At 32.9% G+C, this 12,575-nt stretch carries 13 protein-coding genes; 1 reads left to right on the top strand and 12 read right to left on the bottom strand.

Annotated elements, in window-relative coordinates:
- Position 1 precedes the first annotated feature (1 nt).
- The 6 genes from ACZYT4_RS04025 to pyrF form a co-directional block, all read right to left on the bottom strand.
- Positions 2–424: a GtrA family protein gene (locus ACZYT4_RS04025; protein WP_463782592.1), complete on the bottom strand. Its 423-nt coding sequence runs from the start codon at positions 422–424 to the stop codon at positions 2–4.
- Between the two features lie 24 nt (positions 425–448).
- Positions 449–1,912, bottom strand: coding sequence for an Ig-like domain-containing protein (locus ACZYT4_RS04020; protein WP_463782590.1), 1,464 nt, complete (start codon positions 1,910–1,912; stop codon positions 449–451).
- A 221-nt stretch (positions 1,913–2,133) separates the two neighbouring features.
- Positions 2,134–2,946 carry an ABC transporter ATP-binding protein gene (locus ACZYT4_RS04015; protein ID WP_463782588.1) on the bottom strand — a complete coding sequence of 271 codons (813 nt, stop codon included), beginning with the start codon at positions 2,944–2,946 and terminating at the stop codon, positions 2,134–2,136.
- Positions 2,947–2,956: 10 nt separating this feature from the next.
- Positions 2,957–3,769 carry an ABC transporter permease gene (locus ACZYT4_RS04010; protein WP_463782586.1) on the bottom strand — a complete coding sequence of 271 codons (813 nt, stop codon included), beginning with the start codon at positions 3,767–3,769 and terminating at the stop codon, positions 2,957–2,959.
- Positions 3,770–3,837: 68 nt separating this feature from the next.
- The gene (gene pyrE / locus ACZYT4_RS04005) at positions 3,838–4,470 is read right to left on the bottom strand and encodes an orotate phosphoribosyltransferase (protein WP_463782582.1); all 633 of its coding nucleotides are present in this window, start codon (positions 4,468–4,470) and stop codon (positions 3,838–3,840) included.
- Between the two features lie 6 nt (positions 4,471–4,476).
- The gene (pyrF, locus tag ACZYT4_RS04000; protein ID WP_463782579.1) at positions 4,477–5,187 is read right to left on the bottom strand and encodes an orotidine-5'-phosphate decarboxylase; all 711 of its coding nucleotides are present in this window, start codon (positions 5,185–5,187) and stop codon (positions 4,477–4,479) included.
- 297 nt (positions 5,188–5,484) lie between these two features.
- Here pyrF and ACZYT4_RS03995 point away from each other — a divergent pair, with 297 nt between their 5' ends.
- Positions 5,485–7,071, top strand: coding sequence for a putative polysaccharide biosynthesis protein (locus tag ACZYT4_RS03995; RefSeq protein ID WP_463782577.1), 1,587 nt, complete (start codon positions 5,485–5,487; stop codon positions 7,069–7,071).
- 175 nt (positions 7,072–7,246) lie between these two features.
- On the opposite strand, the gene fabZ is transcribed toward ACZYT4_RS03995, so the two are convergent.
- From fabZ to fabK, 6 genes are read right to left on the bottom strand one after another with little or no spacing between them, the layout of a single operon-like run.
- Positions 7,247–7,678, bottom strand: coding sequence for a 3-hydroxyacyl-ACP dehydratase FabZ (fabZ, locus tag ACZYT4_RS03990; protein ID WP_087243245.1), 432 nt, complete (start codon positions 7,676–7,678; stop codon positions 7,247–7,249).
- A 2-nt stretch (positions 7,679–7,680) separates the two neighbouring features.
- On the bottom strand, positions 7,681–8,919 hold the full coding sequence (gene fabF / locus ACZYT4_RS03985; protein ID WP_463782574.1) for a beta-ketoacyl-ACP synthase II: 1,239 nt from the start codon (positions 8,917–8,919) through the stop codon (positions 7,681–7,683).
- 11 nt (positions 8,920–8,930) lie between these two features.
- Positions 8,931–9,665, bottom strand: a complete 735-nt coding sequence (fabG, locus tag ACZYT4_RS03980; protein WP_463782572.1) for a 3-oxoacyl-[acyl-carrier-protein] reductase — start codon at positions 9,663–9,665, stop codon at positions 8,931–8,933.
- Positions 9,658–10,572: an ACP S-malonyltransferase gene (gene fabD / locus ACZYT4_RS03975; RefSeq protein ID WP_463782569.1), complete on the bottom strand. Its 915-nt coding sequence runs from the start codon at positions 10,570–10,572 to the stop codon at positions 9,658–9,660. Before fabD ends, fabG begins: the two co-directional genes overlap by 8 nt.
- Positions 10,569–11,633: an NAD(P)H-dependent flavin oxidoreductase gene (locus tag ACZYT4_RS03970; protein ID WP_463782567.1), complete on the bottom strand. Its 1,065-nt coding sequence runs from the start codon at positions 11,631–11,633 to the stop codon at positions 10,569–10,571. The genes fabD and ACZYT4_RS03970 overlap by 4 nt, the downstream gene beginning before the upstream one ends.
- On the bottom strand, positions 11,630–12,574 hold the full coding sequence (gene fabK, locus ACZYT4_RS03965) for an enoyl-[acyl-carrier-protein] reductase FabK (protein WP_463782565.1): 945 nt from the start codon (positions 12,572–12,574) through the stop codon (positions 11,630–11,632). The genes ACZYT4_RS03970 and fabK overlap by 4 nt, the downstream gene beginning before the upstream one ends.
- Between the last annotated feature and the right edge of the window lies 1 nt (position 12,575).

The following is a 12,575-nucleotide window of genomic DNA, read 5'->3' as shown; positions in this document are numbered from 1 at the left end:
CTTACCCCTTCCTTTGAAAAACGAAAAACTTACTGATAATATAATTTCCAATTAAAACAATAACTTGTGTTTCTAATTTGGCAATAACTTCTTCCTGTCCAATTATCTCATATAAAACGAAGACTCCTCCGACTTCTATAATCATTGTCAATAATCTGGCTCCAATAAACGAAACCATTTCTTTCATCAGTTCTGCCGTTGAGTGACAATGTGATTGAAATACAAATATTTTATTTGTTACATAAGCAAATAAAATAGCACAGATAACTGAAATGATATTGCTTATATTCACTTCAACATTCATGATTTTACATAACACTGTAAATACAATTAAATTCACTGCTGTTGTACATCCCCCAACAACAATATATCTTAAAATTTCCTGATGATATAAATTCTGTATTTTCTTCATCAATCCATTCACAAAAACTCTTCCTTTCCCCTTTAATTAATTGGCTTTAGTCCAATATTCGTATGGAAGCATCTGCAACCATTTTTTCTGAATGCTCTTCAATTGGGAAGTATATAAATTCAATGCATCATTTTTCTTTGTTTGCTGTAAATCTGATATATTTTCAACAAGATCCGTAGGAATTTCTCCTGGCTTATAAAACGTCCCAAAATAGTAAAGTTCAGAAGCTCTTTCTTTTTGTTTATATATCTCTGTAACAAAACGATTAGTCATTTTATGATGAATATGACCATATTCACCCTCTGGATTATGTGTCACAATCATATCCCATGCCTGATAGTTCATCACTTTTGTAATATCTTTCATCATTTCTTTTTTGATTGTTTTCCAATCATCTCTTTGACCATTTCTTAAATCATAATATGACAAAATAATTCCTTTGGCTCCCAAACATTTTAATGCATTCTTATATTCTTGTTTTCTTGTTTTATTATCGCCATTTGTCAGACATACAACAAACCATTGACCTTCGGCCAAATGACCACCACCCCATAATGTTTCATCATCTGGATGCGCAACAATCATTAATTTTTTTGTTGAAGAAATGCCAGCTTTTTTTAACATTTCATCTGTAATATATGGACCTTTCGCTGATAGATTGACCTTCTTCACTGTAACTTGAACCGTATAATGAAGACTATCAATCGTAACTGTCACTTTCGTATTTCCCGCTTGTTTTGCAGTAATGATTCCATCTTCAGATACACTGGCTATACTTTCATCCGAACTCATATAAAAAATTTTTCCAGTTTTATTATTTAGAAAAGAAATCTTATCTTTCAAATGATATTCTTCTTTTAATTCCAGTTTGATACTTTTAGGGACTTTCCATTGAATATCATCTTTTGTGAGAGGAGATTTTTCAACTTCCAGATTTATTGAATCCATGATTTTTCCATTCTTTACAATACTGATAGAGACTTGACCATGTTTCTTTGCGAGAACTTTCCCTTGATCAACAGTTGCTATTGTATTATCAGATGAAGCCCATTCAAGCTGTGCTGGCTCATTGGTAATTTCATCTATAGCAGATAATTGTATCTGCTCATTTTCTTTTATCTTCTTCTGATATTTTTTTTGAATACAATAAGTATGTGGTTTCACTTCAACTTCTATATTCTTTTTCTTATTTGAATCTTTTATCTTAACTTCAATATTTGTTTTCCCTTCATGTAAACCATATACTTCTCCATTTTTTGATACTGAAATAATCTGATGATCATAGTTATTAAATTCTATATTTTTCTCATATTTTTGATCTTGCGCTGTCGCATGAATATCTTTTTTTTGATCAGTATATATAGAAATTTGTTTCTCATTTGATGGTATGTTCACTTCAGCATTTTTTAGAGAATAAAAATCATAAATGAAGTATAAACCTATAGCCATAAAAAAAATTGTCAAAATAACAATGAATTGTTTATTTAATAATTTCTTCACTTATATCCTTCCTTCCACCAATGAGTATAGAGCAAAGATTTGTATAAGTTGTGTACATTATGAAATTTATGTCAATTTCTTGTAAAGAAAATGTAAATACAAAAATCATGAAAATATTTTTATAATTTATATAATATCAAAAAATAAAAAACAGAGATGTGGACTATCATCAGACAGCTACTTCTCTGTTTATTTGATTTAAAAAAGAATGAAATTTTATTTTATAAATGAAATATTCTATCAAAAAGACTAACTTTGTGATTAACTAATAATCTCTTTTCAAATTTATCATCACGTTCTTTTTTCTTATCGGCATTAGATAAACCATTATAGTAATCAACATATTCTGCATAGTGATCACAGACTTCATCGACTTCACCATACTCTTTTAACATACCGCCTTCAATCCACATAGCCGTATCACAGAATTCTCTAACTTGTGCTAAAGTATGAGAGATAAACACAATCGTTTTACCATTATCTTTCAATTCAGTCATTTTATTTAAACATTTTTGAGCAAAACCTTTATCTCCAACAGATAAAGCTTCGTCAACAATAAGAATATCAGGATCCAGACAAAGATTTATAGAGAATCCAAGTCTTGATTTCATACCACTCGAATATTTCTTAACAGGCTGATATAAGAAGTCTCCAATTTCTGCAAAATCAATAACACCTTGCTTAATTTCTTCTATACGTTTTTTTGATAACCCAAGCAAAGCACCTTTCAATTCAATGTTTTCCATACCAGTTAACTGCATATTCAAGCCTGTATTAATAGCAATCAAAGCTTGTTCACCATTGACAATCATTTCACCTTCATCAACTTCACTAATTCCAGCCAAAATGACAGACATTGTTGATTTTCCAGAACCATTTGTTCCTAAAACACCAACAACTTCTCCTTGAGGAATCTTAAAATTAATATCCTTAAGCGCATAAAATCTTTTATCATTTGTGTGTTTTTTATCTTTTGATTTTAAACTATATATCTTAGACACATGTTTAAATTCTATTGCATATTCTTGATTCATCTTTACACCTCTAAATTAAATCAATAAATTTATGTTTAAATTTATACATCATATAACTACCACATATCAAAAGCACAAATGTAATCACCCAGAAAATAATGATTTGAGTTCCAAAAGATGCAATACCTTGATGATAAAAGAAACAATCTCTATATCCCTGAACAATATAGTCTATCGGATTAAATTGCATCAAAACACTCAATAACCTATGCTTTGATAGTTTTGAAGGTGCCCAGACAATTGGTGTTAAATACATCAATAATCGCATACAAGCTAATATAAGCTTTCTCGTATCACGTGCTAGCATATTCAAAACTGATGTAATCATAGATAATGATATTGCAAACATAGATGCACAAAATAAATAATAAATTAATCCTAACCAATGAATATTAGGATAAAAACCAAAGAATAAAAACAAAATAACCAATACAACCATCAAACACAGATGATTAAATAATTCTTTCAAAATAACTGTTGCAGGCAAAATACTCACAGGAAACTTCATTTTTGTAATCACATTGACTTTTGAGTAGATGGCATTACATCCATTTGTGATACAAGGAGATACATAGAACCAGACAACAATTCCACCAAGTAGCCAACATATGTACGGTATTCCATCTTGCTCTGATCTTCCTGTCATAATGATTCCAAAAACTAACCAATATGTCAAAACTTGAATTGTTGGGTTTGCAAAGTTCCAAAATAATCCTAGTTTAGAATCACGCATATCCGCCAATAACTCATATTTTGCAATCGAATATATTCTAAATAAATTCGTAAAATTTTCCTTGAGAACATATCTTAAACTTTTAAACATGCATAATGAGCCTCCTTCTTCATGTGATAAGCTTATATACTTATACAACAATTCCCTAAAAAATGCAATTATTTTTGCATCCAAGACTCATCGTGAGGATCTTTTTTCCATGCTTTTAGTTTTTCTAAGTCAGCAGCTTCAATATAATCATGATCAACAGCGACCTGAATTAAAGTATCATAGTTTGTCAATGTGTGGAAACTACATTCTTTAGCCTCAAAATTCTTTGCAGAATCGGCTAAACCATACGTAAAGATGGCAACCATTCCTAAAACTTCACATCCTGCTTCTCTTAAAGCATCAACACATTCTAATGATGATCCACCAGTTGAAATTAAATCTTCTACGACAACAACTTTCATTCCTGGTTTCACAATACCTTCAATACGATTATTTCTACCATGAGATTTCGCTCCACCACGAACATATCCCATTGGTAAATCTAAAATATCTGCCACTAAAGCTGCATGAGCAATCCCTGCAGTTGCAGTTCCCATTAAACATTCACATGATGGATAATGTTCTTTCACTAAATGTGCTAAACCTTGTTCAATATCATTTCTCACCTGTGGATAAGATAATGTCAAACGATTATCACAATAAATTGGTGATTTAATACCTGATGCATAAGTAAAAGGCTCATTTGGTCTTAAAAAGACTGCTTGAATATCTAATAAATCTTTTGCTATTTTCTTTTCCATAATTCTCTACTCTCCTTGAAATTGTCTATAAACTTCTTTATATGTTGCAACTGGATCATCAGCATTTGTAATTGTTCTTCCTACAACAATATAACTTGATGTTAATTCTTTAGCCATTGCAGGTGTTGTCACACGCTTTTGATCATTGACACTATCACTGGCAAGTCTAATTCCAGGTGTCACTGTTAGAAAATCCATACCTAAATTTTCATGAATAATTTTTGATTCTAATGGCGAACAAACAACACCATCTAATCCAGCTTCTTTAGCATTCTCTGCCCATTTTAAAACAACGTTTTCTAATGGTTCATGGATCAACAATTCATCATCCAGTACTTTTTGATCTAATGACGTTAAGCATGTCACAGCAATACATAAAGGACGTTTCTTTCCAGCACTTCCTTCATTTAAACCTTCAATGGCTGCTTTCATCATCGCAATACTTCCTGATGCATGAACGTTAACCATGTCGACATCCAATTTTGCTAACTGTCTCATTGCACTTTTAACAGTATTAGGAATATCATGTAATTTTAAATCAAGGAAAATCTTATGCCCTTTTTCCTTAATCATCTTAATCATTTCTATTCCTTCACCATAGAAAAGTTCCATCCCAATTTTCACATATAGCTTTTCATCTTCAAACTTATCTAAGAAATTTTTCACTTCTTCTTTTGTCTGAAAATCTAAAGCAATACAAATTCTACTTTCGCTCATAATTCTCCTCCAAGACATATTTTTATATATTATACCACAATATCAATATTAAAAAATAGCTTTTTTTCATTTCCTATTAACGTCTTCACTTTTTTCATATTTTTAATCATACAATTGACCATATGAGCATCTGACTCATTATAAATTTAAATACGTTCTCATGACAGATTCATATTATACAATTCATGTGGAAAAATTGTGAAGTCGCTTTTTTATATGTATTGATTTAAGTTTTTTTGCAATTATTGGAATTAATGATATAATAAACAAGAAATCATTGGAAAGTGGGGTTTACGAATGTCGCGTTCGATTGTAAAACAGGCTTCAATTCTTGCGGTAGCAGGAATCCTGGTTAGAATTATTGGGGCTTTATATAAAAGTCCATTAACTGCTTTGATTAGTGCTGAAGGTATTGGATATTATTCAATGGCTTATAATATTTATGCCTTGATATTGCTTTTATCATCTTATAGTATACCAACAGCTATTTCAAAACTGATTGCTGAAAAACTGGCTTTACATCAGTATAATAATGTTCAGAAAATTTTAAAATGTTCATTTATTTATATTTGTATCATTGGTGGGAGTGCTTCTATCATCGCCTTTTTCCTGGCACCATTTCTGGTCACAGGACATTCTGTCTTACCATTAAGAATTTTATGTCCGACTATTTTCTTTTCTGGGTTATTAGGGGTTTTTAGAGGCTATTTCCAGGCCCATCAGACAACATTTTATACATCTGTATCACAAATTATTGAACAGATTTTTAATGCAGGGGTTGCTATTGGATGTGCCTATTTATTTATCCAACCATATATGCAAACAGGTGGTAGTGAATTAGCTGCAGCCGGAGCTGCTGGTGGTGCTGTAGGTCCAGGTGTCGGTGTTCTTGTTGGATTAATCTTTATGATGATCATGTATTTAAAAAACCACAATCATTTAATCATTAAAGAAACACCTGATGATTATGAAGATTCTTATCAAGATATTTTTAAAATGATCATTCATATTGTGACACCTATCATTTTTGCAACATGTGTCTATAATCTAATTACAGTCATTGATCAATATATTTATTCTTTTGCAATTGGTACCGACCCTCAATCTGCCACAATGTGGGGTGTGTATTCAGGACAATATATCGTATTACAAAACGTACCTGTTGCTTTAGCTTCTGCTATGTCAACTGCCTCTATACCAGCTATATCATCTTCATGGTCATTAAAAAATTATCGCGAGACAAGAGAGCATATTCGTTCAGGTATTCGCATCACAATGATGATTTTAATCCCTGCTGCAGTTGGTATGAGTGTTTTAGCCTATCCTATCATTGGTTTGCTTTTCCCACAGGAAGAGACATGTGTTGTTTCAACTATCATGCTCACAATTGGAAGTCCAGGCATTGTTTTCTTTGGTTTATCCACATTAACCAACGGAATCTTGCAAGCTCTTGGTGAAGTCAATACCCCATTAAAAAATGCAGCTATTGCTTTAATTTATCATGTTGTTATTACAATTGTCCTTTTGATTTTTACACCTTTAGGTTTATATTCATTAGTCATTGCCAATTGTTTATATGGTTTACAGGTTTGTTATTTGAATCAGAAAATGCTTCGTAAAAAAACTCGTTATAAACAAGAGATGAAAAAGACTTATATCTTACCTATTATTTCATCTATTCTTATGGGAATCGTTGTTGCTATTGTATACTATGGATTATTTGCCTTAACAAGAAAAGTGCTTATCCCACTTATTTTCGCAATCGTAATTGGTGTTATTGTTTATTTTATCATTATATTCTATTTCTATTCAGATCACCCAGAAGAGCTTTCTTCAATACCTTATGCTAATAGAATCATATACAAATTAAAAAAACATAAATAGTCAAAAAAGCTATTGTTATATGTCTATCATATAACCAATGCTTTTATTATTTACAGCTATACACTTCTATGAATATAATAACCGAATAATACCTCATATTTAAAATAAATATAATACTTTGTATACAAAAACAGAAAGACAAAATATCTTTCTGTTTTTTCATTGATCTATTGAATTATTCACCAACAGCACACATAATTTCTCCAGTGACTGCAATTTCATCTTCAACCTTTGCTTCAATAGCCGCAAAGTAAATACCACCTTTTTCTTTTGTTAAAGTGACAGTCATTGTTAAAACATCACCGGGAATGACTTGTTTTCTAAAACGTGCTTTATTAATTCCAGCAAAGAAAGCAATCTTGCCTTTGTTTTCTTCTTTAGAAAGCAATAACACACAACCTGTTTGCGCTAATGCTTCAATAATTAAAACACCTGGCATCACATGTTTTTCAGGGAAATGCCCTAAAAATTGCATTTCATTAGCTGTTACACATTTTCTTCCTACAATTGTTTTCCCATCTTCACTGATACTTTCAATACAATCAACAAGTAAGAATGGATAACGATGAGGAATAATTTTTTGAATATCATTAGAATTATATAACATATTTAGTCCTCCCATTTTTTGAAAATCAATGATGCATTATGTCCACCGAATCCAAGAGAATTGTTCATTGCATAATGAATATCTTGTTTTCTACCTTCATTTGCAACAATATCCAAATCACAATCTTCATCTTTGTTTTGATAATGAATTGTAGCTGGGATATAACCATCCTGTAAAGCTTTCACACAAATGACTGATTCTAAAGCACCACTGGCTCCTAATAAATGTCCTGTATAAGATTTTGTTGATGACATGGCTAAATGATAAGCATCATCACCAAAAGCATATTTTACAGCCAATGTTTCTGTTTTATCATTTAAAGGTGTAGATGTTCCATGAGCATTAATATAATCAATATCAGATGGTTGTAAAGAAGCATCTGCTAAAGCCTGTTTCATAGCTTCTCCACCACCACTTCCATCAGATAATGGTGCTGTAATATGATAAGCGTCACAAGTTGCTCCATAACCAACGATTTCACCATAGATAGTTGCATTTCGATCCAAGGCATGTTGTAACTCTTCTAAGACTAAAATAGCTGCGCCTTCTCCCATAACAAAGCCACTACGATCTTTATCAAAAGGAATAGAAGCACGATTTTTATCATCACCTGTATGCAAAGCTTTCATAGAAGCAAATCCTGCTACAGATAAAGGTGTAATAGAGGCTTCACTTCCTCCAGCCAACATAATTTCTTCATATCCATCTCTAATTTTATGGAAGGCTTCTCCTATCGCATTTGTTCCTGCTGCACATGCAGTGACAATAGAAGAAACATGACCTTTTGCTCCTAAATCAATCGCAACGCTTCCTGCAGCTAAATTGATTAAAGTCATAGGAATAAAATATGGGGAAACTTTTGATGGTCCTCTATTCAATAAGCTTTGTTCAGCTTTTTCAATAGATTCTACACCACCAATACCACTACCAATAATAACTCCAAAATGGCTCTTATCCATTGTTTCTAAATCTAATTTTGCATCTTCTACAGCCTGTTTAGCAACAACTCTTGCAAATTGAGTAAAACGGTCATTAAATTTTAAATCTCTTTTTGTAAAATATTGTTCAAAATCAAGACCTTTCACTTCTCCTGCCAATTTCACTTTATAATCACTTGTATCAAAATGTGTAATTTCATCAATTCCACATGTCTGATTTAAAATACCATTCCATGTTTCTTCAACAGTATTTCCAATTGGAGACACAGCTCCCATTCCTGTAACAACGACTCTTCTTTTCATGTTTTTCCTCCCTACATGACCATTCCGCCATCAACATTGATCACTTGGCCTGTAATATATTTCGCACTATCACTTGCTAAAAAGTATGCGACATTCGCAACATCTTCTGGTTCTCCCATTTGTTGCAATGGAATATTTTTCAAAATATTTTCTTTTGTATCATCACTTAAAACATCAGTCATCTTTGTGGCAATAAATCCTGGTGCAATGGCATTAGCGCGGATATGACGTGGTGCTAATTCTTTTGCAACTGATTTTGTTAATGCAATAACCCCTGCTTTACTAGCTGCATAATTAGCCTGTCCAACATTACCAATGATTCCAATAACACTGGCCATATTAATAATAACACCAGATCTTTGTTTCATCATAATACGAGAAACAGCTTTAATGGTATTGAATGTTCCTTTTAAGTTCACATCAATCACATCCATAAATGATTGTGTATTCATCTTTAATAATAACTGATCTTTTGTAATTCCTGAATTATTCACTAAAACATCAATAGATCCAAACTTTTCTAAAACAGCTTTCATCATTTGATCCATAGCATCATAATCAGTAACATCACCTTCATAAATCATAGCTTCAATACCATGAGCACAACATTCTTTTTGTACTTCTAAAGCTTCATCTTGATTTCCAATATAATTAATGGCAATATTGTAACCTTCACTTGCAAATTTTAAAGCAATGGCTCTACCAATTCCACGACTGGCACCAGTAATTAACGCTACTTTACTCATCTTTTAACGCTCCTAACATTTGATTTAAACCTTCAATACTATCTACACTATAAACTGGAATACTTCTATCTGTTTTCTTAACAAAGGCACTTAACGCTTTTCCTGGTCCAATTTCTACAAAAGCTTCTACACCTTGAGCAATCATATATTGAATAGATTGATAGAAGTAAACACTTGATTTGATTTGTCGAGTTAAAATATCAATAAGATCTCCATCTTCTTCTTTTCCTGACACATTATAAACAACAGGAATTTTTGTTTCATGAATATCATATTTTTCTAGCTCTTCTTTAAGTTTATAAGATGCTTCTTCTAATAATGGAGAATGGAAAGCTCCTGAAACTTTTAATGGAATGACACGTTTTGCGCCAGCTTCTTTTAATTTTTCTGAAGCAATCTCAACAGCTTCTTTTGTTCCCGTAATGACAATTTGTCCAGGACAATTGTAATTGGCAATTGTGACACCATCAATAGGTTCAATCACTTCTTGAATCTTCTCAGCATCCATTGCTAAAACAGCTGCCATAGATGTTGTTCCAGCTGGCAAAGCTTCACTCATAATCTGACCACGATGTCTGACAATAGAAATTGCATCCTGTATGTCAAAAGCACCTGCATAAGCTAAAGCAGAATATTCTCCTAATGATAAACCTGCAACATAATCAGGATGAATACCTTGAGCTTCAATCACCTTGGCAATGGCTAATGATGTTGTTAAAATACAAGGTTGTGCATAAGATGTTTCATTTAAAACATCTTCAGGTCCTTCAAAACATACCTTTTTCACATCAATATCAATATGGGCCTGATCAAAAACATCTCTAGCTTCTTGAAATTCATCATAAAACGCTTTTCCCATGCCTACATATTGGCTACCTTGACCGGCAAAAATCATTCCTATTTTCATAGATTCTCCTCCATTTCTTCTATATACTCCTGAATCACTTCATCAACATGTTTCATCTCATGAATCCTTGCAGCTTGACTGCCTACAAAAACAAGACCATTATCCACATTTCCTTTAACACTTTGAATCAATGCTTCACTGATACAATAAGGTGTATTTTCAGGATTACAAGGAATCATACAATGCAAACAATTCTTCATACAAATGTTTCCTGTTTCTCTTGTTTTCTTTACAAAATCATTCACAATGGCACGCCCTGGCATTCCTGCTGGACTAGAAACAAGCTCGATATCTTCTGCTTGACATTGAATAACCATATCTTTAAATTCCTGAGCTGCATCACATTCATAAGTGGCAATAAATGGTGTGGCAATCTGTACACCAGTTGCCCCCTGTTTGATCAATTCAGCAATTTTCTTTCCTGAATCAATACCTCCAGCAACAAAGATGGGAATGGTCTTTTTATATTTTTCTTCCCAAGACTTTAATTCTTTTTTGACATCAGCTAAGATTTCACTTAATTTCTGACATGTATGTGATAAAAGTTCATCTTTTTTAAAGCCTAAATGTCCACCAGCTTCGCTACCTTCAATGACAATGAAATCAGGTGTATATTGATAACGTTTATCCCATACTCTAGCAATTAATCTGGCAGCTTTCCCACTCGATACAATCGGTGCCAAAAGGGCCTTTCCCTTAGCAAATTTAGGCAAATCTAATGGTAAGCCGGCTCCTGAAATAATCGCATCACATCCACTTTCCAGTGAAGCTTTCACAAAATCCTCATAGTTTTGACTGGCAACCATGATATTAACACCAATCAAACCATTTCCTTGAGCAATCTCTTTAGCACGTCGAATATGATCTTTTAAAGCCTTGCAATTCACAGCAACAGGATTTTTTCTAAATCCTTCATAATTATAGCCTGGATGGGCAGCACTGATCACTCCCATGGCACCACATTTAGCAACAGCACCAGCTAATGATGATAAGGAAATTCCAACACCCATTCCACCTTGGATAATAGGAAGTTTCATGAAACGATCTTGTATTTTTATCATTGGATTTCCTCCATGACTTTTTGTAAGTTTGCATAAACTTGTTTTGTAGATTCCATCATTTCATCAAGAATCTGTTGCATTGGTTTTTTCTCTTTAACCATTCCGGCAATCTGTCCCATCATGACAGATCCTGTTTTCACATCACCAGTTTGAACGGCCTTTCTTAAAGCTCCTAATGTTAATTTTTCTAGTTCTTCACGACTTTCAAAATGTCCTTCAAGCTTTAAATATTCTCTGGCCATCTGATTCTTTAAAATACGGACAGGTGTATTCACACTTCTTCCTGTAACAACAGTATCTGTATCTTTCGCTTTAATAACAGCATCTTTATAATTTTCATGAATTGGACATTCATCAGCAACCAATAAACATGTTCCTACTTGAACACCAATAGCACCTAAGCTTAAAGCTGCCATCATACCACGTCCATCAGCAATACCACCAGCTGCAATAACGGGAATATTGACAGCATCAACAACCTGTGGCACCAAAGCCATTGTTGTCATTTCACCAACATGTCCACCAGATTCTCCACCTTCAACAATCAAAGCATCAGCACCAGCTCTTTCCATACGTTTGGCTAAACCTACGCTTGGTACAACTGGAAAAACTTTAATACCGGCAGATTTCAATTTTTCCATATATGTTCCTGGATTTCCAGCACCAGTTGTCACAACATGGACACCTTCTTCTACAATGACATCAATAATCTCACTGGCATAAGGATTCATCAACATGACATTCACACCAAATGGTTTATCTGTTAACTGTTTACATTTTTGAATTTCTTCACGTGTCTGAGTGGCATCCATTGATCCTGTCGCAATAATACCTAAACCACCACTGTTAGAAACACAGGCTGCAAAAGAAGCTGTCGCAATGTTAGCCATGGCTCCTTGAATAATGGGATATTTAATATTTAATAATTCATTTAATAACACT

The organism is Massilimicrobiota sp. mt181 (assembly GCF_055420065.1).
The sequence above is the reverse complement of the archived record's forward strand: the minus strand, read 5'-3'. Positions and strand labels throughout refer to the sequence as shown.

Bases quoted from the DNA above. Each gene is read 5' to 3' on its own strand.
- pyrF (WP_463782579.1), bottom strand. From the start codon at position 5,187: ATGAGCGAAAGTAGAATTTGTATTGCTTTAGATTTTCAGACAAAAGAA.
- ACZYT4_RS04010 (WP_463782586.1), bottom strand. From the start codon at position 3,769: ATGTTTAAAAGTTTAAGATATGTTCTCAAGGAAAATTTTACGAATTTA.
- ACZYT4_RS04015 (WP_463782588.1), bottom strand. From the start codon at position 2,946: ATGAATCAAGAATATGCAATAGAATTTAAACATGTGTCTAAGATATAT.
- fabG (WP_463782572.1), bottom strand. From the start codon at position 9,665: ATGAGTAAAGTAGCGTTAATTACTGGTGCCAGTCGTGGAATTGGTAGA.
- ACZYT4_RS03995 (WP_463782577.1), top strand. From the start codon at position 5,485: ATGTCGCGTTCGATTGTAAAACAGGCTTCAATTCTTGCGGTAGCAGGA.
- ACZYT4_RS03970 (WP_463782567.1), bottom strand. From the start codon at position 11,633: ATGATAAAAATACAAGATCGTTTCATGAAACTTCCTATTATCCAAGGT.
- fabD (WP_463782569.1), bottom strand. From the start codon at position 10,572: ATGAAAATAGGAATGATTTTTGCCGGTCAAGGTAGCCAATATGTAGGC.
- fabF (WP_463782574.1), bottom strand. From the start codon at position 8,919: ATGAAAAGAAGAGTCGTTGTTACAGGAATGGGAGCTGTGTCTCCAATT.
- pyrE (WP_463782582.1), bottom strand. From the start codon at position 4,470: ATGGAAAAGAAAATAGCAAAAGATTTATTAGATATTCAAGCAGTCTTT.
- fabZ (WP_087243245.1), bottom strand. From the start codon at position 7,678: ATGTTATATAATTCTAATGATATTCAAAAAATTATTCCTCATCGTTAT.